We start from the raw sequence: 22959 nt of genomic DNA, 5'->3' as shown, positions 1-22959 counted from the left end.
TTCAGGAGGTGCAGATGGCCCGAGCAATCCATGTGTTTCGCACCCCCGACCGTTTCGTGGCCGGAACAGTCGGAGAGCCAGGCGATCGCTCCTTCTACCTGCAAGCCGTGGAGGAGCCCCGGGTGGTGAGCGTGCTGCTGGAGAAGCAGCAGGTCAAGGTGCTCGCCGACCGGATGGGGCTACTGCTGGACGAGGTGGCGCGCCGGTTCGGCGCGGAGGTGCCGCCGCAGGCGGCCGAGGTCAGCGACACCGATCCGCTGCAGATGCCGCTCGATGCCGAGTTCCGGGTCGGGACAATGGGTCTGGGCTGGGACGCCGACGCGGGCGCGGTGGTGGTGGAGTTGCTGGCGATCACCGAGACCGAGGTCGACGAATCGGTGGTGCTCGACGACACCGAGGAGGGCCCCGACGCGGTCCGGGTGTTCCTCACCCCTTCCCAGGCGCGGGAATTCGCGTTGCGGTCGACGAAGGTGATCGCCGCGGGCCGCCCGCCGTGCCCGCTGTGCGGGGAGCCGCTGTCGGCGAAGGGCCACATGTGCGTGCGCACCAACGGCTACAAGCGCGGCGACATCTTCGGCGCGGCGGATCTCGAGGAGTGAGGCGGTGAGCACCGACGGCGGCGCCGGCGATCCGTTCCACACCGGTGATCTGTCGGTGCTCGGGCGGGTGTCCACCGCCAGCAACCTGACCCTGGTGTGCGAGATCGGCGCGGACGGTTCGGTGCGCACCGACGGCCGCACCGCCTCGGAACATCTCGCGGCAGTCGATGCGTCGTTGCGCGTGGTGTACAAACCGGTGCGCGGCGAACGGCCCCTGTGGGATTTCCCCGACGGCACCCTGGCCGGGCGGGAGGTGGCGTCCTACCGGGTATCCGAGGCGCTGGGCTGGGGCGTGATCCCGGAGACGATCCTGCGCGAGGGCCCGCTGGGGCCGGGCATGGTGCAGCGGTGGGTGGAGTCGGTGGCGCCGCAGGACGGCCGCGCGGGCCGGCTGGATCTGGTGGACCTGGTGCCGCCGGGCGCGGTGCCCGCGGGGTTCCGGGAGGTGCTGCGCGCGGTCGACGGCACCGGTGAGGAGGTGTCGCTGGTGCACGCCGACGATCCGCGGCTGCGGCGCATGGCGGTGCTGGATGTGCTGCTCAACAACGCCGACCGCAAGGGCGGCCACGCCCTCGAGGGTGTCGACGGCGGCGTGTACGGGGTCGATCACGGCATCTGCCTGCACGCCGAGCCGAAGTTGCGCACGGTGCTGTGGGGGTGGGCCGGGGAGCCGGTGGAGGCGGAGTTGCTGGCCGATGTCGGCGCGTTGGTCAAGGCGCTGCCGGGCGGGCTGGGCGCGGAGTTGTCGGCGCATCTGACCGACGCGGAGATCGACGCGCTGGCCGCGCGGGGTCGGCGGTTGCTGGACGATCCGGTGATGCCGCTGCCGGTCAGCGCGCGCCCGATCCCCTGGCCGGCGTTCTAGGCGGCCGTTTCGGTGCTGCGTCATTGCAACCGTTGACTTTTGGCAGCGGCGGCGTCGGCGCAGGTCGTGCCGGGTGGCCGCGGGTGCGGTGGGAGCGCGGCGGGCGGGGGCGGCGCAGCCGGGCATCGATGCCACCTTTACCCTCGAATCATGCAGTCCTGGTCCGATATCGATGTGCCCGCCGTCCCCGGATCCGGACCGCCGTTGCGGTTGTTCGACACCGCCGACGCGCAGGTGCGCCCGGTGACGCCGGGCGCGACCGCCACCATGTACGTCTGCGGCATCACCCCCTACGACGCCACCCACCTGGGCCACGCCGCCACCTATCTCACCTTCGACCTGGTGCACCGGGTGCTGCGCGACGCCGGGCACCGCGTGCACTACGTGCAGAACGTCACCGATGTCGACGATCCGCTGTTCGAGCGCGCCGACCGCGACGGGATGGACTGGCGCGAGCTCGGTAGCCGGGAGATCGCGCTGTTCCGCGAGGACATGACGGCGTTGCGGGTGGTTCCGCCGCGCGACTACATCGGCGCGGTGGAATCCATCGGCGAGGTGGTGGAGCTGGTGGACAAGTTGCTGGCCTCGGGCGCGGCGTATGTGCTCGACGATCCCGAGTACCCCGATGTCTACTTCCGCCACGACGCCACCGAGCAGTTCGGCTACGAGTCGGGCTACGACCGCGAGACGATGGCGCGGTTGTTCGCCGAGCGCGGCGGGGATCCGCGGCGGCCGGGCAAGCGCGACGCGCTCGACGCGCTGCTGTGGCGCACGGCCCGCCCGGGTGAGCCGTCGTGGCCGGCGCCGTTCGGGGCGGGCCGGCCGGGCTGGCACATCGAGTGCGCGGCGATCGCGCTCAACCGCATCGGCCCCGAATTCGACATCCAGGGCGGCGGCAGCGACCTGATCTACCCCCATCACGAGTATTCGGCCGCGCACGCCGAGGCGCTGGTGGCGGGGCGGCGTTTCGCCAGGCACTACGTGCACGCCGGGCTGATCGCGCTGGACGGGGAGAAGATGTCGAAGTCGCGCGGCAATCTGGTGTTCGTGTCGAGACTGCGGCGTTCGGGGGTGGATCCGGGCGCGATCCGGCTGGGCCTGTTCGCCGGGCACTACCGGCAGGACCGGGAGTGGAACGATCAGGTGCTCGCCGAGGCGCTGGCACGGCTGGACCGCTGGCAGCGGGCGGCGGCGCTGAGTTCGGGCCCCGCCGCCGACGACACGGTGGCGCGGCTGCGCCAGCATCTGGCCGACGACCTGGACACGCCGAAGGCGCTGGCCGCGGTGGACTCCTGGGCGCGGCAGGCGCTGGATTACGGCGGCCCGGACCGGTCGGCTCCCGGCCTGGTCGCCGACGCGGTGGACGCGCTGCTGGGCATCCGTCTCTGACCCCGCCGGGGCGACCCGGCTTTGACTCGGCGAGACAAATGGTCATTAATGGTCTCAGGCTCGACGAGGAGGTTGGACGGTGGCACCTGTGCCTGATCGGATTCGTGCGCTGCGCACACAGCTCCGGGCCGGAGGCGCCCTGTTCACCGCGGTGCGCCGCGATCCGCGCATCGCCCGCGAGCTGATCGCGGGTTTGCGCGGCCGTCCCGCCGCCACCCCGGCCGAGGCGGTGCCCAGCGCCGAACGCCTGGCGCCGCCGGGGCTGGCGGAGTTCGTCAAGACCGCGCACGCCACCCAGGAGATCGACGCCCCGCGCGAGACGGTGCTGGCGTATCTGTCGGATCTCAACCGGCTGGGCGAGTGGTTCACCCTGCACACCGGGTGGCGCGAGGGCAACCCGGGCCCGGTGCGCGAGGGGCAGGCGTTCACCCAGCAGGCCCTGGTGATGGGGTTGCCCGCGGAGATCCGGTGGACGGTGCGCGCGGTGGGCCCGTCGGGGTTCGAACTGCGCGGCCAGGCGCCCCAGCACGTGCGGATCGGCTACTGGATCACCGTGTCGGGCACGGGTTCTCGGTCCACGGTGTATTTCGACGCCGGGGTGGCCGGGCCGCCGATCGAGGGCCCGCTGGGCGCGTCGGTGGCGCGCAGCCTCGGCGACGCGATGCGCGACTCGCTGGCGAAGCTGCCCGGCGCGCTGGCCGCCGCGGGCCCGCTGCGGTCGCGGCCCTCGCGGAAACCCGTGCCGCACACCGCTTCCGGCGTGGAGCTGGATCCGGACACGCCGGTGGTGGTGGGTGTCGGTCAGGTCGTGCAGCGCACCCCCGACCCCGCCTACGGTGATCCGGCCGGGCTGGCGGTGCGGGCGTTGCGGCGCGCCGCGGCGGACGCGGGCGGCGGGGAGGCGCTGCTGCGCGGCGCGGACGCGGTGTTCGCGGTGGCGTGCGCGTCGTGGCAGTACCGGGATCTGGGCGCGGTCGTCGCGCAGCGGCTGGGCGCCGACGGCGTGGACACGGTGCAGACCAGTCCGTTCGGCGGGGACGGCGGGCAGCTGGCGATCAACGAGGCCGCGGCTGCGGTGGCGGCGGGCGACTACGAGATCGTGCTGGTCACCGGCACCGAGGCGGGCGCCACCCAGGCCGCCGCCCAGCGTGCCGGAGTCGAATTGTCATGGCCGGAGCAGGGTCCGGGGGTGGCGCCGACCCGGACGATCGGTATCGACAAGGCCGCCAACAACGCCGCCGAGACCGCGGCGGGGCTGATCGCGCCGATCAACATGTACGCGCTGCTGGAATCGGCGAACCGCCACCGCCTCGGCCGCACACCCGCCGCGCACGCCCACGCGGTCGCCGAACTGTGGTCGCGACTGTCGAAAGTGGCCGCGGGCAACGAATACGCTTGGCAGCCACAGGAATTCAGCGCCGAGGAGATAGCGGCGGTGTCGGCGGACAACCGGATGGTGTCCACCCCCTACACCAAACTCGAGTGCGCGAACCTGACCGTCGACATGGCCAGCGGGCTCATCGTGTGCAGTGTCGCCGCCGCCCACGCCGCGGGCATCCCGCAGGACAAGTGGGTGTTCCTGCACGCGGGCGCGTCCGGGCACGACGAGTGGTTCACCAGCGAACGCGCCGAACTGGCCGCATCCCCCGCGATCCGGGCCCTGGGCGCGGCCGCGCTCGAACACGCCGGGATCGGCGTCGACGACCTCACGCACGTCGACCTGTACGCATGTTTCCCGGTGGCGGTGCAGATCGCGGCCCGTGAACTCGGGCTCCCGATCGACGACCCGGCCCGCACACCGTCGGTGACCGGCGGGCTGACCTTCGGCGGCGGTCCCGGCAACAACTACGGCGGGCACGCGGTGGCGAGCCTGATACCGAAACTGCGCGCCGAACCCGACACCTACGGCCTGGCCACGTCGCTGGGCTGGTATGTCACCAAGCACGCGCTGGGCGTCTACTCCGCGCGCCCGCCGCGCTCGCCCTACCGGCACCTGCGCCCGATCATCGAGCACCCGCCCGCCCGGCCCGCGCGCGACCACCACGACGGTCCCGCGGTGATCGAGGCCTACACGGTGCCCTTCACCCGCGACGGCTCCCCCGAACCCGCGGTGGTGAGCCTGATCGCCCCCGACGGCGCCCGGATCCTGTTGCGTAGCAACGACTCCGCGCTGACCGCGGAGTTCCTCGACGGCGACCTGCTCGGGCTGCCGGTCACGGTCACCGCGGGCCGCCTCGAGATCACCGGCCGCGACCGGGTCGAGCTGCTGCCGCCGCCCGCGCCGCCGGTACTGGTGGAACGCCGCGGACCGGTCACCATCATCACCGTGAACCGCCCGCAGGTCCGCAACGCCATCGATCTCGCCGCCGCCCAGGGCATCGAACGCGCCCTGGACGCCTTCGACGCCGACCCGGCCGCGCAGGTCGCGATCCTCACCGGCGCGGGCGGATACTTCAGTGCCGGAATGGATCTCAAGGCCGCCGCGCGCGGCGAGGTGCCGATGACCGAGGGCCGCGGCCCGCTCGGCATCACCGCGAAACCGCCGCGCAAACCGTTGATCGCCGCCGTGGAGGGCCCGGCGCTGGCCGGCGGCTGCGAGCTGGCGCTGTCGGCGGATCTGGTGGTGGCCGCGACCGATTCGACGTTCGGCATCCCGGAGGTCAAACGCGGCCTGGTCGCGGTCGGCGGCGGCGTGCTGCGCCTGGCGCAGCGGCTGCCCCGCGCGATCGCCTTGGAACTCGCGCTCACCGGCGACCCGATCACCGCCGCCCGGGCCGCGGCACTGGGCCTGGTCAACGAACTCGCCGAACCCGGCCACGCGCTGGAGGCGGCGCTGGCGCTGGCGCAGCGGATCGCGGTCAACGCCCCGCTGAGCCTGGCGGCGAGCAAACGCATCGTCGACGAGGCCGCCGATTGGACCGTGGCCGAGGCGTTCACCCGCCAGGGCGAGATCGCCGGACCGGCCCTGTCCTCGCAGGACGCCGCCGAAGGCATCCTGGCCTTCGCGCAGAAACGCGCGCCGGTGTGGAAAGGCCGCTGAGCGAGCAACCCCGCGGCCATGAACGAGGCCGAACTCTCCGGCCTCGTCTGCGACGGTAGAAGTTGCCGTTACGTGAAGGTCAAGCGCGCGGTGTCAGACGCCACAGGCTGACGGTTTCGGCGGCGCGCGCGGCGTGCAGCGGGTCGCCGGGGTCGGCGGCACGTGGGTGGCGGGGGCGGGTGTCGAGGCGGTTCACGACGCGCAGGCCCGCGGCGGTGATCGCGGCGGGGAGGTCGTCGGGTGCGCGCAGGCCGAGGTGTTCGGCGAGGTCGGACAGGATCAGCCAGCCTTCGCCACCGGGCGTGAGATGTGCGGGCAGGCCGTCGAGGAAGCCGCGCAGCATGGCACTGCCGGGGTCGTAGACGCCGTGGTCGAGGGCGGTGGCGGGGGTGCCGGGCAGCCACGGCGGGTTGCAGACGATCAGGTCGGCGCGGGTGTCGGGATACAGGTCGGCGGGGCGGATCTCGACGCGGTGCGCCACGTTCAGTCGTTCGATGTTGTCGCGGGCGCAGGCGAGGGCGCGCGGGGACAGGTCGGTGGCGAGGACGCGGGGGACGCCGCGGCGGGCCAGCAGCGCGGCGAGCACTCCGGTGCCGGTGCCGAGATCGAGGGCGGACCCGGCGTGCGGGGGCAGGGGCGCGCGGGCGACCAGGTCGACGTATTCGCTTCTGGTGGGGGCGAATACGCCGTAGTGGGGGTGGATGCGCGCGCCGAGCGCGGGCACGTGGACGCCGCGGTGACGCCAGTGGTGGGCGCCGAGTACGCCGAGCAGTTCGGTGAGCGGCACGCGCCGGGGGCTGGTCGGTGGTCCGTAGGCCTCGCGGCAGGCCTGCCGGACGTCGGGGGCGCGGCGCAGGGCGAGGTGGTAGCCGGGGTCGAGGTCGACGACCAGGCGGGACAGCAATTGTGCTTGGTGGGCGCGATGCCGGCGGTAGCGGGCGTATGCCTGGGCGGGATCTGTGGCACTTTCGTGCGCGGGGGTGAGCCTGCGGCGCAGGGCCGCGAGCAGCTGGCGGCCGTTGTGGTAGTCGCCGCGCCACAGCAGGGTGTGGTCTGTGCGGAGGAGTCGCAGGGCGGTGCGGGCGCGCATGCGGTCGTCGGCGACGACGAGGCTGGTTTCCGAGAGGTCGGTGAGGCCGGTGGCGGGGAGGACGGCTGCGCGGCCGGTGCCTGGGGTGCCGACGGGCCGGGTATGGCTGGTGTCGGGAGTGTCGCCGGAGCCGGGGGTCTCGAGGGGGCCGGTGTCGGTGCGGGCACTTGGTGTGCGAATTCGGCGGGTTTCGGGTGTGCCGGATTGTGTTGGCAGGCAGGGGTTTTGGCTGTGGGGTTCGGTCCGGGGGGACACGATTACTCCTCGCGATCGACCGTGATGGGGACGGTGAGCGCTTCGACGAGGAGCGGGGAAGGGCCGGCGTCAGTGCCGGGTGCTGGTGCCCGCGTCGAAGCGCGGGCGGCGGTCCCACAGAACCATGCCGGCTGTCATCACATGCCTTTCGTAGCAGCTGCCCGGGAGCCTACCGTGCCGGACTCGGCGGCGGCGACACGCGGTCCGGGCCGATCCGCAACCGACGTCACGCCGATCCCCCCGCTGATCCGACTGCGGTCCCGCGGCTCCGGCTGCCCGGGCCGGTCCGGGCTGTCGGTTAGGGTGACGCCATGACTGCGATGGCGCCCGACGGTTTCCGGTCCGCGCTGGTGCTCGGGGGCGGTGGGCCGGTCGGGATCTCGTGGATGGCGGGGCTGGTGACGGGCCTGCGGGCGGCCGGGGTGGATCCGGCGCGGGCCGATCGGTTCGTCGGCACCTCCGCCGGTGCGGTGGTGGGCACGGTGCTGGCCGGGGGCGGGGAGATCGCCGGGTTGTTGCGGCCGCCGTCGGAGGACGTGGCGCCGGTGCGGGCGGAGGTGTCGCAGATGTCGGCGATCCTCGCGACCGTGGCGGCGGAGAACCTGTCTCCGGCGCAGGCACGCCGCCGGGTCGGAGAGCTGGCTCTCGAGGCGCGGGTGGGCGATCCGGCCGAGCATGTGGCGCGGATCGCGGCCCTGATCGGCCGCACCGACTGGCCCGCGGGAGATCTGATCGTCACCTCGGTCGACGTCGCGACCGGGGAGCTGCGGGCGTGGACGGCGGCCGGGGAGGCGACGGTGGCGCAGGCGGTCGCGGCGAGCACCGCGGTGCCGGGAGTGTTCCCGCCGATTCCGATCGGCGACGGTCACTACATCGATGGCGGCATGCGCTCGCCGGTCAACGCCGACCTGGCCGCGGGCGCCGAGGTGGTGGTGATCGCGGAACCGCTCGCCCACATGTTCCCCCGCACCCGCGCCGACGCCGAATTGGGTTCGGCCGCAACGATTTCGATCGTCCCCGACACCCAGGCCATCGCCGCGTTCGGTCCGGACGTGTTCGCCCGCGCGGCACTGGTCCCCGCCTACGAGGCCGGTGTGCGCCAGGCCGCCGAGGCCGCGATCGCGCTGGGCGAGCTGTGGCCCGCGGCCTGAGCCGCAGGGCGAGCGGTCAGCGGCGCAGGCGGTCGCCGACCCGGCCGGCGAGGCGGTCCGCGCCGACGACGGCGAGCGCCAGGACCACGAATTCGACTGTCAGCACCACGATGTCGCGAGCCACCCCGCCGTAGCCGTGCGCGGCGGCGTCCAGGAACGGGTACGGGTAGCGGTTCACGAACTCCGGGAACAGCGCCCCGCGCACGAGCACGACCGCGGCGTATCCGATCGGGAAGCACAGCCACAGCGGCACGTCGCGCACCCGGGCGGCGCCGCGCGGGGGACCCAGCAGCCAGTCCAGCAGCACCAGCGCCGGGGTGAGGTAGTGCAGCAGGAAATCCGACCAGTGCGACAGCCGATCCGGGCCCTCGACGAGACCGGGCAGCGGGTTGGCGCCGTGCTGGAGGACGAAATGCGCGACCAGTCCGGTGATCGTGGTGTACAGCACCACCGCGCCGCGCAGCCGGGGCGCGGGCGCGTCGGCGGTGGCGCGCCGCCACATCCAGTAGAGCGCGCCGAGGTAGTAGCCGAGCGCGATCACGTTGCTGTCGACGGTGAAGTACACCAGCGAGCTCGTCCCCGTCGCCAGCCCCGCCCAGGCCGAGAGCACGATCAGCGCACGCCACCACATTGCCGGTCGGGTCCACACGGCCCAGCACACCTCCGTTCGTCGGTACCGCCGCACAACCTACCCACCCGGCGGCGGCCGACACGAAACCCGCACTTCCGCAGCACAGTTGCCCGCCTGAAAGCAATGTGATACCAATCACTTCGATGACTGTTCGCGCACGTCAGGTCACCCGCCGGACCAGCACGTATCGATAGCGCCCCGTTTGCCACCGGACCGGATCGGGTACCCCGGGACTCCGTGCCCGTGTCGACATCCTCGACCGGGTAGGTAACAACCGAAACAGGGGAGAGGAGCGCGCGTGACGAGCGCCGACCCGCAACCACAGCAACGCCGATCCGTCGCCGCGGCGGCCATGGGAAACGCCACCGAGTGGTACGACTACGGCGCCTACGCTGCCACCGCCGGATACCTCACCGACGCCTTCTTCCCCGGCAGCCTCGGCACCCTGGGCACCCTGCTCGGCTTCGCGATCTCCTTCGTGCTGCGCCCCCTCGGCGGCATGGTGTGGGGACCGCTGGGCGACAGGATCGGCCGCAAGGCCGTCCTGGCCACCACCATCCTGCTGATGGCCGGCGCCACCGGCCTGATCGGCCTGCTGCCCAGCCACGCCAGCATCGGCGTCGCCGCCCCGATCCTGCTGATCCTGCTGCGCGTCATCCAGGGCTTCTCCACCGGCGGCGAATACGGCGGCGCCGCAACCTATCTCGCCGAATCCGTCGACGACCGCCGCCGCGGCTTCCTCGGCAGCTTCCTGGAATTCGGCACCCTGTCCGGCTTCATCGGCGGCTCCGCGGTCGTGCTGCTCATGCAGGTGCTGCTCGACGACACCCAGATGGACCAGTGGGGCTGGCGCATCCCGTTCCTGCTGGCCGTGCCGCTGGGCCTGGTCGGCTGGTACCTACGCAACAAACTCGACGAATCCCCGGTCTTCACCGAGGTCGCCGAGCAGGAACAACCCAAGACCGGCCTGATCGAACTGGTCACCAAATACCGCCGCGAACTGCTCACCCTCGCCGGCCTGGTCATCGCCCTCAACGTGGTCAACTACACGCTGCTGGCCTACATGCCCACCTACCTGAACAAGACCATCGGCCTGGGCGACTCCCAGACCACCGCCATGGTCCTGATCGGGCAGCTGGTGATGGCGCTGGTGCTACCGATCTGCGGCGGCCTGTCGGACCTGTGGGGCCGCCGCCCGATGTGGCTGTTCTCCCTCATCGCGCTCGCGGTGCTGTCGGTGCCGCTGTACTGGCTGATGGGGCAGGGATTGGGCTGGGCCATCCTGGGATTCGTGATCCTGGGCCTGCTGTACGTGCCGCAGCTGTCCACCATCTCCGCGACCTTCCCCGCGATCTTCCCCACCCAGGTCCGCTACGCCGGCTTCGCACTGGCCTACAACGTGTCCACCGCCGCGTTCGGCGGCACCGCGCCGCTGATCAACGAATGGATCATCGACGAAACCGACTGGCACCTGTTCCCCGCCTACTACATGGTCGGCGCCTGCCTCATCGGCCTGGTCGCCTGGTTCTTCCTGCGCGAAACCGTCGGCGCCTCGCTGCGCGGCACCGAGGTCCCGCGCACCGACGAGATCCCCAAGGTCCCGAAGGTCGAAACGTCCTAAGCGACTGTTAGAAAACGGCCCGGACACTGTCGCACGGCCTGTGAGGACCGACACAGTGGTCTTTCGAACGACGCGATGCCGCGTCGGGAAGGAGACCCCTGTGACCACCACACAGCCGAGCCCCGGTGCGCCGGGCCGTGGCGGTGAACGCCGCGTCGTCGCCAACGTCCTGCGCGGCTCCATCGGCAACCTCGTCGAATGGTACGACTGGTACGTCTACGCCGCGTTCAGCGTCTACTTCGCGAAAACCTTCTTCCCCAAAGGGGATTCGACCGCCCAGCTGCTGTCCACCGCCGCGGTGTTCGCCGTCGGGTTCCTGATGCGCCCCATCGGCGGCTGGGCGCTGGGCCGCTACGCCGACCGCTTCGGCCGCCGCGCCGCCCTGACCCTGTCGGTCACCGTCATGGCCGCCGGCTCCCTGCTCATCGCCGCCACCCCCGGCTACCAGAGCATCGGCATCGCCGCACCCGCCCTGCTGCTGATCGCGCGGCTGCTGCAAGGACTGTCGGTCGGCGGCGAATACGCCACCAGCGCCACCTACCTGTCCGAGGTCGCCTCCCAGGGCAAGCGCGGCTTCTACTCCAGCTTCCAGTACGTCACCCTCGTCGGCGGCCAACTGGTCGCCCTCGCCGTGCAGATCGTGCTGCAGCAATTCCTCACCACCGCCCAACTGGACAACTGGGGCTGGCGCATCCCGTTCGTCATCGGCGCCGCCGGCGCGATCATCGTCATGATCCTGCGCCGCAGCATGGACGAATCGGCCGCCTTCCGCGCCGCCGCACAACAAGCCACGCCAGACCGAAACACGGGGGAGCAGACCGACACCGGCCGCGGCTCCCTGCGCGTGCTGCTGCAATACCCCCGCGAATGCTTGCTCGTGGTCGGGCTGACCCTCGGCGGCACCATCGCGTTCTACACCTACACCACCTACATGCAGAAATACATGATCAACACCTCCGGCATCGGCAAATCCACCGTCGCCTGGATCAACTTCCTCGCCCTGCTGGTGTTCGTGGTGCTGCAACCTCTCGCCGGCGCCCTGTCCGACCGCATCGGCCGCCGCAAACTCCTCGTGTTCTTCGGCGTCGCGGGCACGCTGGGCACCGTGCCCCTGATGACCGTGCTCGGTCACACCACCAACCCCGTCGCCGCCTGGGCGCTGATGATGACCGCGCTGCTGATCATCACCGGCTACACCTCCATCAACGCCATCGTCAAAGCCGAACTGTTCCCCACCGAAGTGCGTGCCCTCGGCGTCGGCCTGCCCTACGCGCTGACCGCCGCGATCTTCGGCGGCACCGCGGAATCACTGGCTCTGTGGCTCAAGAAGATCGGGCACGAATCGGTGTTCTTCTGGTACGTGTCGGCCACCATCCTCATCTCCCTCGTCACCTACTGGTTCATGCGCGAGACCTCCGCCGACTCGCCCATCGACGCCGCCGAGGAACACGCCCCCGCCCACTGAGCACACGACACTAGGGAAGAATCAGGCACGTGCAACTGGCAGTGGTGGAAGACGACGACGGCGTCGGCGACGCCCTGGTCGAGGCGCTCACCGCCCGCGGCCACACCGCCCAGCGCCTGCGCCGCGGCGCGGACCTGCTGATCGGCCACCGCGGCTACGACGCGGTCATCCTCGACCTCGGCCTGCCCGACGCCGACGGCATCCAGGTCCTGCGCCGCCTGCGCGAGGTCAGCACCGTCCCCGTCGTCATCCTCACCGCCCGCAGCGACGAACGCTCCATCGTGCGCGGCCTGCGCGGCGGCGCCGACGACTACGTCGTCAAACCGCCGCGCATCGCCGAACTGCTCGCCCGCATCGACAACGTCACCCGCCGCGCCGCCGCAGCCGCCGGACCCGCCACCCGCGTCGTCACCACCGGCGACGTCCGCGTCGACCTCGCCGCCCACCGCGTCGAGGTCGCCGGCCGCCCGATCGCGTTGACCGCCAAGGAATTCGAACTCGTCGAAGCCCTCGTCGAACGCCCCGGCGCCGCGGTCAGCCGCCAGCAACTGATGGACCGCATCTGGGGCGACGCGTTCGTCGCGGTCTCGCGCAGCCTCGACGTCCACATGACCGGACTGCGCCAGAAACTCGGCCGACCCGGACTCATCACCACCATCCGCGGCTACGGCTACCGCTGGGGCGAGTGACCGCATGCGGCGACGCGTCCTGGCGGCCCTGACCGCCTTCGCCACCCTCGCGGTCCTCGCCTTCGCGATCCCGCTGTGCCTGACCGCCGCCACCAGCCGCACCCAGCAACTGGTCCTCAACCGCACCGGCGACGCCGAATGGTTCGCCGCCCTCGCCGACGCCGCCGCCGGCACCGGCGACAACCGCGCCCTCACCGTCGAAGCCGGCCGCTACCACCAGCTCTACGGCGAGAACGTGCTCGTCGTCGACGCCCGCGGCGGCACCCTCGCCAACGCCGGCGTCGACGCCGCCAGCCCCGCCGTCGTCGCCGCGCTCGCCGCCGCCCGCCGCAACCAGCGCCCCGCACCGGTCGCCCAGCTCATGCCGTGGAGCCCCGCCACCGTCCTGATCGCCCGCCCCGTCGGCACCGGCGTCCAGGTCAACGGCGTCGTCCTCATCCAGGCCGCCACCGCCCGCGCCCGCACCGACATCCTGCGCACCTGGGGCGTGGTCGCCGCCGGCGGTCTCGCCGCCATGGTCGTATTCGTGGTCCTGGCGCTGGTCCTGTCACGCTGGGTGCTGCGCCCCCTGGCCGAATTGTCCGGCGCCGTCGAGAAACTCACCGAAACCCTGCCCAAACCGCGCCCCGAAACCGTCGGCCACACCACCATCACCCGCCGCCACGGCGGGCCACCGGAGATCCGCGCGGTCGCCGAATCCTTCGACGCCATGGCGTTGGCCGTCGCCGACTCCACCGAAGCCCAGCGCCAGCTCGTCGCCGACACCGCCCACGCCATGCGCAACCCGCTCGCCGCCCTGACCATCCGCCTGGACTCCCTGGAACCGGCCATCCCCGCGCACGCCGCGGCCACCTTCCGCGGCGCCACCGCCGAAGTCGAACGCCTCACCGGCCTGCTCGACGGCCTGCTCACCCTCGCCGTCGCCGAGGCCACCCCCGACTTCGACCCCGCCGCACCCGCCGCGGCCGCCGCCTGCGACGCCGTCGCGGTCGCCCGCGACCGCGCCGACGCCTGGCACAGCGCCTTCGACCACGCCGGGCTCACCCTCACCACCGACACCACCGCCGACCGCCTCGACACCGCCGTCGACGCCGACATCCTCGCCCAGATCCTCGATGTCGCACTGAGCAATTCGTGCCGCTACGCCGGCGCGGGCGCGCACACCCGCCTGCACGTCACCCGCACCGCCGACACCGTCACCCTCACCGTCAGCGACGACGGCGCCGGCGTGCCCGCCACCGAACTCGACCGCCTCACCACCCGCTTCTTCCGCAGCTCCACCGCCACCGCCGGCGGCTCCGGACTCGGGCTGCCCATCGCCACCGCACTGGTCAAGGCCCGCCACGGCCGCCTCGACGTGCGGCCGGTGGAACCGCACGGCCTCGCCGTGGTCATCTCGCTTCCGGCGGCCCGCTCGTGAACCGCCGCGGATTCCTCTGCGCCGCAACGGCGTTGGCCGCCGCCGGGCTCACCGGGTGCGGCGGCGACGGTCCGCCGACCGTGCGCCTGGCCGCCGGGGAGGTCGGCGGCTTCTATCACGCATTCGCCGTGCTGCTCGCCCAGGCCGCCGCCGAGGCGGGCACCCTGCGCGTCGAACCGGTCACCACCACCGGGTCGTTCGCCAACCTCGCCATGCTCGACCGCGGGGAAGTCGACGCCGCCCTGGCCCTGGCCGACTCCATCGAAGCCGATCCCGGCCTCGGCCATCTGCTCGCGGTGGGCCGCGTCTACGAGAACTACCTGCAACTGGTCGTCCGCGCCGACAGCCCGATACGGACCGCGGCCGCACTGCGCGGCACCCGGATCAGTCTGGGAGCCGCCGGATCGGGGGCGACCTTCACCGGCGAAAGACTGCTGCGCGCCGCCGGTCTGGACCCCGGCCGCGACGTGGAGATCACCCACCTCGCGCTGCGCGACGCGGTCACCGCGCTGCGGGACGGGGTCATCGACGCGCTGCTGTGGGCCGGCGGAGTGCCCACACCCGCCTTCGATGTGCCGCGGGCACTGCGCCTGGTGGATCTGGGTGATCTCGCGCAGCCCATGCGTGACCGGTTCGGCTATCTCTACGATCGTGTCGTCGTTCCCGCCGACGCCTATCCCGGGGCGGCGGCCGTGCGGACCATCGGTGTCGCCAACCTGCTGGTCGGCACCGCGGCACTGCCCGAGGACGCGGCCGCGGCACTCACCGAACTGCTCATCGCGCGACCGGAACGCCTGGTGCCCGCCGAGGCCGCCGGTACGCAGTTCCTGGATGTGCGGTCGCTGATCGGGACGGACGGGGTGCCGCTGCACCCGGGCGTGATTCCGGTGTATCGACGGCATCACGGGTGAAAGCGGGCGGGGCCCAACCCGTTTCGAATATGTCACTGTGACGATTTACGGGGATGTGCTGGCGGAAGCCGGGGGAGTGGCGGGACCTCCGGAGTTGCGCGACAGCGGGGGGCTCGTGTGGGATCAGGGGCACGCCGGCCACTCCACCGGCACGCGAGACCGGCGAAGGACACTGCACAGATGCGCCCACTGGGACCCGATGATCCGACCACCATCGGGCAGTACCGGCTGCTCGGCGTCCTCGGGTCCGGCGGCATGGGCCGGGTCTACCTCGGCCGCAACACCGGCGGCCGCACCGTCGCGGTCAAGGTCGTACGCCCGGACCTGTCCGACGACACCGAATTCCGCACCCGCTTCCGCCGCGAGGTCGCCGCCGCCCGCCGCGTCGCCGGACCCTACACCGTGCCCGTGCTCGACGCCGACGTCGACGCCCACCGCCCGTGGCTGGCCACCGGATTCGTCTCGGGACTCGCACTCAGCGACGCCGTCGAGGAATACGGGCCGCTGCCCGAACCGTCCCTGATCACCCTCGCGATCGGCCTGGCCCGCGCCCTGACCGACGTCCACGCCACCGGCCTGGTACACCGCGACCTGAAACCGTCGAATGTGCTACTGGCCGTGGACGGTCCGCGCGTCATCGACTTCGGCATCGCCCGCGCCGCCGACGACACCGCCCTCACCACCACCGGCAAGATCATCGGCTCGCCGGGCTACATGTGCCCCGAACAGATCACCGGCACCACCCCCGTCGGGCCCGCGGGGGACATGTTCGCCCTCGGCGGCCTGCTCGTCTACGCCGCCACCGGCACCGGCCCGTTCGGCACCGGCGACTCGGTCTCCATGCTGTGGCGGGTGGTCCAGGGCGAACCCCGCCTCGACGGCGTTCCCGCCACCCTGCGCCCCTTGATCGCGGCCTGCCTCGAGAAGGAACCCGAATCCCGGCCCACCCCCGCCGATCTCGCCGCCCGCCTCGCCCCGCTCGGCACCCCCGACACCCGCGGCTGGCTCCCGGCCCCCATTCTCGAGGACATCAGCCGCCGCGCCATCGCCCTGCTCGACCTCGAAATCATCACCCCGGCCCTCGACGCCCCGCAGACCCGGCCCGCCGACCCCGGCGGCTACCCGCAGCAGTCCGGGCCACAGCACCGACGGCCGGGACCGCCCGCACCGCCGACGCACCACCAGAGCGGCCCCTACGGCCATGAGGTCTACGGATCCTCGTCCGGCCCCCGCCCGGTGCCGCCCCAGGGCACGCCCTACGCGGACCCCACACTGCGCCGCGACCTCCCGCCGCCCACGCCGCCCTCACACCGTCCCCGTACGGCTCTGCTCGCCGTCGCCGCCGTGGTCATCCTCGCCGCCGGGGCTCTCAGCGCTTACCTCGCCTACCACCACAACACTGAAGCCGCCCCGTCCCCGCCGGTCGCCGACACCGGGTTCCCGGACTCCGCCACCGACTCCTACACCCCGGACACCACCGAAACCACCTCCGCCACAACCTCTTCCACGGCCCTGCCGAGCGACTACATCGGTACCTGGAAGGGGACGGCCACCGACGGGCTCGTCGCCTACAACATCGTCGTAGACCTCAAAGCGGGCAGCGTCGGCGACGAAGTCGGCACGGCCAGCAACACGAGCCGCAACTCCGGCCACACATGCGAACGCGCGGAGACCCTGACGGCCGCCTCCGCAGCCGAGATCACCTTGCGAGCGCGCCTCACCGGCGGCGACACCTCACCGCTCGGCTGCCAGGACGACGGGCAGTCGTCGACCCTGAGCCTGCTGCCCGACGGCAACCTCAATTACCGCATGCAGGGCATCGTCGGCAATATCGTGGGGACGCTGCGCAAGGGGTGACACCGCCGCGCAATCCCTTTCACACCACGAGTTCGAAGATGTCGCCGGGATTGACGTGGTTGTAGAGGGCTTCGGCGCCGTCGGGGGTCATGCGGATGCAGCCGTGGGATTGTTCTTCGATGGGGCCGATGTGGGTGGCGATGTCGCCGTTGAAGAACACCGCGAAACGCATTTCGGCGTTGTGCATGGTGCTCCAGTGGTAAATCTTCTTGAATGCGGCGCGGAATACGCCGGGGGGAGTCTCGTAGCCGGGGCGGCCGTGGGAGATGGGGGTGGGGCCGAAGACGACCTTGCCGTCGCCGTCGAGCAGCCAGGCCTCGTTGGTGGACAGCCGCATGCAGACCTTGGCGCCCTGCTGGGTGCACGGCGCGACGACCGGCGCGGGCGGAATCACCGGCGCGACGCCGGGAATGTCGGGGCCGCCGGGCCACAGCGGATCGGCCTGCGCGGGGCCCGCGAGCATCAGTCCGGCCGATGCCGCGCCGATACCCACGCACAGTGCCGACCGTGCCGTCCAACCGAGATAACGCTTGCCGCTCATCGAGTCACCGACCTCTCTAGCCATTACCCGCCGCCGGCAGGTGGCAGGACCTTCTCTCGAGCATCACGGACAAACCGGTATGGGCAATCCTAATGCGCTACTGTCGACCCTCGATCACAATTGATACCCACCCGATATCTTGACCCGCGCGGTATTTTTCCTACGCCAGCTCAGAGCTTGCCGACGCGATATCGGCGACGTTATTCAACCCTTATTACGTCACAGTGACGAATTGATAGTGGGTAAGCCGAACCCGGCGGGGAACAGGGCCGAGAACCCGAAAGGGGCGATCGGAAGAATTCCCGCCGAAGCGCGATATCGCCGAAAAGATCTTGATCAGGGTCGAGAGCATCCAGGACCTGAACCGCGTACGGCGCAGTCGACAGGACAAGATCGCCGGTTCGGGCGAGGATGGAGGCCGGCCCGGGGCGAGCAAGCGAAAACTGTTGCCACACAGCGCATCAACCTCGCCCCACGACCCCCGTTGTTGCGCCGATAATCAACATTATGTCAAGTAATGTCGAGCGGGCCTGCGTGGTTCTTGGTGAAGAGAACGTAATTTCCCAAACCCCTCCCTACTCATACTGGAATGAGTCATACTTCGGAACGCGTCCAGAGATCCAGCTCGAAAGGAACACGCTGTGCCCCAAGAACATCCGCCCATCGCCGAGGCCAACACCGAGCCCGCCGCCGGCGGCTGCCCCGTGGCGACCGGCCGGCTCAAGTACCCGACCGAGGGCGGAAGCAATCGCGACTGGTGGCCCGACCAGCTCAACCTGAAGATCTTGCAGAAGAACCCGCCCGCCGCCGACCCGATGGGCGAAGGCTTCGACTACGCGGCCGAATTCGCGACCCTGGACCTGGCCGCGGTCAAACGCGACATCGAGGCGGTGCTGACCGACTCGCAGGACTGGTGGCCCGCCGACTACGGCCACTACGGTCCCCTGTTCATCCGGATGGCCTGGCATGCCGCGGGCACCTACCGCGTGCAGGACGGCCGCGGCGGCGCCGGCGCGGGCATGCAGCGGTTCGCGCCGCTCAACAGCTGGCCCGACAACGCCAGCCTGGACAAGGCACGCCGGCTGCTGTGGCCGGTCAAGCAGAAGTACGGCCGCAAACTGTCCTGGGCGGACCTCATCGTCTACGCCGGCAACGTCGCCCTCGAGTCGATGGGCTTCGAGACCTTCGGCTTCGGCGGCGGCCGCGTGGACCGGTGGGAACCCGAGGAGGACGTGTACTGGGGTCCCGAGCACACCTGGCTCGGCGACGAACGCTACACCGGCGAACGCGACCTGGAGAACCCGCTCGCCGCCGTCCAGATGGGCCTGATCTACGTCAATCCCGAAGGGCCCAACGGCAATCCCGATCCCCTCGCCGCCGCCGTCGACATCCGCGAGACCTTCGCCCGGATGGCGATGAACGACACCGAGACCGCCGCGCTGATCGTGGGCGGCCACACCTTCGGCAAGACCCACGGCAACGGCAACCCCGACCTGGTCGGCCCCGAACCCGAGGCCGCGCCGCTCGAGGAACAGGGCCTGGGCTGGCGCAACGCCAACGGCACCGGCGTCGGCGCCGACACCGTCACCAGCGGCCTGGAAGGCACCTGGACCCCCACCCCGACCCGCTGGGACAACAGCTTCCTGGAAACCCTCTACGGCTACGACTGGGAGAAGACCAAAAGCCCCGCGGGCGCCTGGCAGTGGATCCCGGCCGGCGGCGCGGGCGCGGGCACCGTCGCCGACGCCCACATCCCCGGCAAGACCCACACCCCGGTCATGCTCACCACCGACCTGTCGATGCGGGTCGACCCGATCTACGAGCGCATCACCCGCCGCTGGCTCGAGCACCCCGAGGAACTGGCCGAGGAATTCGCCAAGGCCTGGTACAAGCTCACCCACCGCGACATGGGCCCCAAGTCGCTCTACCTCGGACCGCTGGTGCCCGAGGAGACCCTGCTGTGGCAGGATCCGATCCCGGCGGCCACCCACGAGGTGATCGGCGCGGCCGACATCGCCGACCTCAAGGCCCGGCTGCTGGACTCGGGTCTCACAGTGGCGCAACTGGTGTCGACGGCGTGGGCGGCGGCGTCGTCGTTCCGCGGCAGCGACAAGCGCGGCGGCGCCAACGGCGGCCGGTTGCGTCTCGAACCGCAGCGCGGGTGGGAGGTCAACGAACCCGACGAACTCGCGCGCGTCATCCGCACCCTCGAAGGCATCCAGGAGTCGTTCAACGCCGCGCAGACCGGGAACGTGCGGGTGTCGTTCGCCGATCTGGTGGTGCTCGGCGGTGTCGCGGCGGTCGAGAAGGCCGCCGCCGACGCGGGATTCGAGGTGACGGTGCCGTTCACCCCGGGCCGCACCGACGCCACCCAGGAGCAGACCGACATCGAATCCTTCGCCGCGCTCGAGCCGACCGCCGACGGGTTCCGCAACTACCTCGGCAAGGGCCACCGGTTGCCCGCGGAGTATCTGCTGGTCGACAAGGCGAACCTGCTGACGCTGAGCACACCGGAGATGACCGTGCTCGTCGGCGGCCTGCGGGTGCTGGGTGCCAACCACAAGCAGTCCGCGCTGGGCGTGTTCACCGACTCCCCCGGGTCGCTGACCAACGACTTCTTCGTCAACCTGCTCGACATGGGCACCCGGTGGGAGCCGTCCCCGGCCGACGACGGCACCTATGTGGGCAAGGACCGCCGCACCGGCGACACGAAGTGGACCGGCAGCCGCGTGGATCTGGTCTTCGGCTCGAATTCGCAGCTGCGGGCCGTGGCGGAGGTGTACGCGACCGATGACGCGAAGCGCAAGTTCGTCGACGATTTCGTCGCCGCGTGGGACAAGGTGATGAACCTCGACCGGTTCGACGTGCGCTGATCCCCCTCGCCACTGTGCGCCCCGCGAACTCGCGGGGCGCGCAGTCTTGCGGCGGGACGGGGGTGTCGCGCCGTCTACGCGCGGGTGCGCCGGGGACTTTCGGCCCTGACATCGAGTGGTAGCCGATTCCTATCGTGGATCGCGTGCTCGGCCGATCGTGAGGAGGCATCCGTCATGACCGCTCTCGGATTCGAGCCCGGCCGCGTGCGCGCCGAGATCGACGGGACGGTCCTCGTCCCGGGCGATCCCGGTTTCGACGAGGCCCGCCGCGTATGGAACGGCGACATCCACCGGATGCCGTCGATGGTGGTGCGGCCGACCTCGGCACGCGACGTCGCGACCTGCGTGCGGCGGCTCACCGACGCCGGCGCGGATTTCACCGTCCGCGGCGGCGGCCACAACTACGCCGGCCACGCCGTGGCCGACGGGGCCGTGATGATCGACCTGTCGATGCTCAATTCGGTTGTAGTGGATCCGGATTCGCGGCGGGCGCGGTGCGGCGGCGGCGCCACCTGGGCGCAGTTGGACGCGGCCACGCAGGTGCACGGGCTGGCGGTGACGGGCGGGTTCATCAGCGATACCGGAGTGGGCGGGCTGACGCTCGGCGGCGGGCTGGGCTGGCTGACCCGCCGGGCGGGACTGACCTGCGACAATCTGGTGTCCGCGCAGGTGGTGACCGCCGCCGGGGAGATCGTCACCGCCTCCGAGGAGGAGAATCCGGACCTGCACTGGGCGTTGCGCGGGGGCGGCGGCAATTTCGGCATCGTGACCGAATTCGGCTTCCGCCTGCACCAGGTGCCGCCGATGGTGCAGCTGACGCTGTTGTTCTGGACGCCGGAGGACGCCGCGGCCGGACTGGCGGCCGCACGCGACGCGCTGCCCGATCTGCCGCCCTCCTACGGGGTCGCGATGTTCGGGTTGTCGGCGCCGCCGGAACCGTTCGTGCCGGAGCACTTCCAGGGTCGGCCGGGGTGCGCGGTGGGCGTCGTGGGCTGGGCGGATCCCGCGCGGCTGGCCGCGGCCACGGCACCGTTGCGGGCGCGTGCGCCGAAACCGGCGTGGGAGCTGGTGACGCCGATCCCCTATCTGGCGTTGCAGCAGATGTTCGACGCGGCGGCCCCGTGGGGGCTGCGGTCCTACGAGAAGTCGCTCTACGTCGAGGAATTGAGTGAAGCGGTGCTCGAGGCGATCGTGGCCGCGGTGCCGCGCAAGAACTCCCCGCTCACCCTGGTGCCGCTCTTCCCGCTCGACAGCGCCTACTGCGAGACAGCCGACGAGGACACGGCGTTCTCGGGGCCGCGGTCCCCCGGCTGGGCGATCAACATCTCCGCCGCCTGTCCCGATCCGGCCGTGTTCGACGCCGAGCGCGCGTGGGTGCGGGCGCTGTGGGACACGCTGCGGGTGTACGCGCGCGACGACGCCGGCTACGTGAATTTCCTGGTGGAGAACGATCCGGAGCGGATCCGGCATTCCTACGGGGCGAAGTACGAGCGGCTGGCCGCGGTCAAGGCGGTGTGGGATCCACGAAACGTGTTCCGCCACAACGCGAATATCCCGCCGAACCCGGCGCTCGTGCCCTAGCCCGCTATTCGGGTGCGGTGGCGACCGAGCGGATGGCGTCGGTGACGGTGGCCAGGGCGAGCAGGCGGACGATGTCGACGTGGGCGGGGACCTCGCCGGTGGCGGCCGCGACGAAACCGTCGCCGTCGAAACGGGTGTGCGGCGGGGTGAGCGCGCGGGCCAGGCCGTCGTGGGCGCCTTGCGCGACGAGGTGGCAGGAGGTCTTGTCCAGGCGGGCGTTGGTGAGGACCACGCCGATGGTGGTGTGGGTGCGGGCGGTGGTGAAGTCGAAGATCTCGTCGAACAGCGGGAACGAGTCCAGGGTGATCTCGCCGGTGCCGTCGTCGATGTCGCCGAAGGCGTTCACCGCGCACAGGGCGCCGACCACCAGGTCGCCGTATTTCCGCTCGGCGTAGGCGAGGCCGCCGGGGCGGCGCTGCTCGGGGCCGCGCCACTGCGAGGTGTGGGCGCCGGTGCCCGCGCCGATCCGGCCGGACAGCACCTGCTCACCCGAAACAGCTCGAGCGGCAGCGTATCCGGAGTCGGCGGTGGGGCGGGCGGCGGCGTCACCGGCGGCCAGGTCGAACAGGGCGAGGGTCGGCACGATCGGCACCGGGCCCGCCGGGGTGGGCACGCCGCGCCCCTGCTCCCCGAGGTAGCGCAGCACCCCGTCCGCGACGGCCAGGCCGAACGCCGAGCCGCCGGTCAGCACCACCGCGTCGACGGCGACCACCGACTTGTCCGGGTGCAGCGCGTCCAGTTCCCGCGAGGCGGGCGCGCCGCCGCGCACCTCGCAGGACGCGACGGTGCCCTCGGGCAGGACGACGACCGTGCAGCCGGTGCGGCCGACCGGGTCGGTCCAATGACCCACTCGCACACCGGGAATCCCGATACCCACCCCGCGCTCCCTTCCCCGTCCGGCACGCACCTCGTCCGCACGCCACCGTACCGTGCGGACAGCCGGAGATGAGGACGGCCTGGCAAACCCCTCTCTGCGAGAAC

Annotated in this window: 17 protein-coding genes; 13 read left to right on the top strand and 4 right to left on the bottom strand. The window is 71.5% G+C overall.

Annotated elements, in window-relative coordinates:
* Window positions 1–14 precede the first annotated feature (14 nt).
* The 4 genes from IU476_RS04000 (at window position 15) to IU476_RS03985 (ending at window position 5893) form a co-directional block, all read left to right on the top strand.
* Complete coding sequence (locus IU476_RS04000) at window positions 15–599, top strand: DUF3090 domain-containing protein (protein WP_195096561.1); 585 nt, start codon at window positions 15–17, stop codon at window positions 597–599.
* 4 nt (window positions 600–603) lie between these two features.
* On the top strand, window positions 604–1464 hold the full coding sequence (locus IU476_RS03995) for an SCO1664 family protein (protein WP_195096559.1): 861 nt from the start codon (window positions 604–606) through the stop codon (window positions 1462–1464).
* A gap of 150 nt (window positions 1465–1614) precedes the next feature.
* Window positions 1615–2853, top strand: coding sequence for a cysteine--1-D-myo-inosityl 2-amino-2-deoxy-alpha-D-glucopyranoside ligase (gene mshC / locus IU476_RS03990; protein WP_195096557.1), 1239 nt, complete (start codon window positions 1615–1617; stop codon window positions 2851–2853).
* An 88-nt stretch (window positions 2854–2941) separates the two neighbouring features.
* Window positions 2942–5893 carry a type II toxin-antitoxin system Rv0910 family toxin gene (locus IU476_RS03985; protein WP_324193852.1) on the top strand — a complete coding sequence of 984 codons (2952 nt, stop codon included), beginning with the start codon at window positions 2942–2944 and terminating at the stop codon, window positions 5891–5893.
* A 79-nt stretch (window positions 5894–5972) separates the two neighbouring features.
* Here IU476_RS03985 and IU476_RS03980 read toward each other — a convergent pair whose 3' ends face one another.
* Entirely contained in the window at window positions 5973–7238 is a 1266-nt protein-coding gene (locus tag IU476_RS03980) for a methyltransferase (protein ID WP_324193851.1), read from the bottom strand.
* A 311-nt stretch (window positions 7239–7549) separates the two neighbouring features.
* Between IU476_RS03980 and IU476_RS03975 the strand changes: the two genes are divergently transcribed.
* Window positions 7550–8389 carry a patatin-like phospholipase family protein gene (locus IU476_RS03975; protein WP_195096552.1) on the top strand — a complete coding sequence of 280 codons (840 nt, stop codon included), beginning with the start codon at window positions 7550–7552 and terminating at the stop codon, window positions 8387–8389.
* 16 nt (window positions 8390–8405) lie between these two features.
* Here the strand turns inward: IU476_RS03975 and IU476_RS03970 are convergent, their stop codons facing one another.
* Window positions 8406–9038 carry a Pr6Pr family membrane protein gene (locus IU476_RS03970; RefSeq protein WP_324193850.1) on the bottom strand — a complete coding sequence of 211 codons (633 nt, stop codon included), beginning with the start codon at window positions 9036–9038 and terminating at the stop codon, window positions 8406–8408.
* A 334-nt stretch (window positions 9039–9372) separates the two neighbouring features.
* Between IU476_RS03970 and IU476_RS03965 the strand changes: the two genes are divergently transcribed.
* From IU476_RS03965 to IU476_RS03945, 6 genes are all read left to right on the top strand, one after another.
* The gene (locus tag IU476_RS03965; RefSeq protein ID WP_195097449.1) at window positions 9373–10641 is read left to right on the top strand and encodes an MFS transporter; all 1269 of its coding nucleotides are present in this window, start codon (window positions 9373–9375) and stop codon (window positions 10639–10641) included.
* A gap of 100 nt (window positions 10642–10741) precedes the next feature.
* Window positions 10742–12106 (top strand): MFS transporter, encoded by a 1365-nt coding sequence (locus IU476_RS03960; RefSeq protein WP_195096550.1) that lies wholly within the window; start codon window positions 10742–10744, stop codon window positions 12104–12106.
* 29 nt (window positions 12107–12135) lie between these two features.
* Entirely contained in the window at window positions 12136–12795 is a 660-nt protein-coding gene (locus IU476_RS03955; protein WP_195096548.1) for a response regulator transcription factor, read from the top strand.
* Between the two features lie 4 nt (window positions 12796–12799).
* Window positions 12800–14215, top strand: coding sequence for a sensor histidine kinase (locus IU476_RS35870; RefSeq protein ID WP_228822987.1), 1416 nt, complete (start codon window positions 12800–12802; stop codon window positions 14213–14215).
* Entirely contained in the window at window positions 14212–15126 is a 915-nt protein-coding gene (locus IU476_RS35865; RefSeq protein WP_324193849.1) for a TAXI family TRAP transporter solute-binding subunit, read from the top strand. The genes IU476_RS35870 and IU476_RS35865 overlap by 4 nt, the downstream gene beginning before the upstream one ends.
* Before the next feature lie 180 nt (window positions 15127–15306).
* Entirely contained in the window at window positions 15307–16983 is a 1677-nt protein-coding gene (locus IU476_RS03945) for a serine/threonine-protein kinase (protein WP_195096546.1), read from the top strand.
* Window positions 16984–17002: 19 nt separating this feature from the next.
* Here IU476_RS03945 and IU476_RS03940 read toward each other — a convergent pair whose 3' ends face one another.
* The gene (locus IU476_RS03940) at window positions 17003–17524 is read right to left on the bottom strand and encodes a L,D-transpeptidase (protein WP_195096544.1); all 522 of its coding nucleotides are present in this window, start codon (window positions 17522–17524) and stop codon (window positions 17003–17005) included.
* 641 nt (window positions 17525–18165) lie between these two features.
* Here IU476_RS03940 and katG point away from each other — a divergent pair.
* Both katG and IU476_RS03930 read left to right on the top strand, forming a co-directional pair.
* Window positions 18166–20397 carry a catalase/peroxidase HPI gene (katG, locus tag IU476_RS03935; protein ID WP_195096542.1) on the top strand — a complete coding sequence of 744 codons (2232 nt, stop codon included), beginning with the start codon at window positions 18166–18168 and terminating at the stop codon, window positions 20395–20397.
* A 174-nt stretch (window positions 20398–20571) separates the two neighbouring features.
* Window positions 20572–21978 (top strand): FAD-binding oxidoreductase, encoded by a 1407-nt coding sequence (locus IU476_RS03930; RefSeq protein WP_195096540.1) that lies wholly within the window; start codon window positions 20572–20574, stop codon window positions 21976–21978.
* A gap of 4 nt (window positions 21979–21982) precedes the next feature.
* Here IU476_RS03930 and IU476_RS03925 read toward each other — a convergent pair whose 3' ends face one another.
* On the bottom strand, window positions 21983–22855 hold the full coding sequence (locus tag IU476_RS03925) for a P1 family peptidase (protein ID WP_324193848.1): 873 nt from the start codon (window positions 22853–22855) through the stop codon (window positions 21983–21985).
* Window positions 22856–22959 lie beyond the last annotated feature (104 nt).

The organism is Nocardia blacklockiae (assembly GCF_015477355.1).
GTDB lineage: Bacteria > Actinomycetota > Actinomycetes > Mycobacteriales > Mycobacteriaceae > Nocardia > Nocardia blacklockiae.
This window is presented reverse-complemented; position numbering and strand designations above follow the sequence as displayed.

Coding starts and splice junctions, on each gene's coding strand:
- IU476_RS04000 (WP_195096561.1), top strand. CDS start 15: ATGGCCCGAGCAATCCATGTGTTTCGCACCCCCGACCGTTTCGTGGCC.
- mshC (WP_195096557.1), top strand. CDS start 1,615: ATGCAGTCCTGGTCCGATATCGATGTGCCCGCCGTCCCCGGATCCGGA.
- IU476_RS03975 (WP_195096552.1), top strand. CDS start 7,550: ATGACTGCGATGGCGCCCGACGGTTTCCGGTCCGCGCTGGTGCTCGGG.
- IU476_RS03965 (WP_195097449.1), top strand. CDS start 9,373: ATGGGAAACGCCACCGAGTGGTACGACTACGGCGCCTACGCTGCCACC.
- IU476_RS35870 (WP_228822987.1), top strand. CDS start 12,800: ATGCGGCGACGCGTCCTGGCGGCCCTGACCGCCTTCGCCACCCTCGCG.
- IU476_RS03945 (WP_195096546.1), top strand. CDS start 15,307: ATGCGCCCACTGGGACCCGATGATCCGACCACCATCGGGCAGTACCGG.
- IU476_RS03940 (WP_195096544.1), bottom strand. CDS start 17,524: ATGAGCGGCAAGCGTTATCTCGGTTGGACGGCACGGTCGGCACTGTGC.
- IU476_RS03930 (WP_195096540.1), top strand. CDS start 20,572: ATGACCGCTCTCGGATTCGAGCCCGGCCGCGTGCGCGCCGAGATCGAC.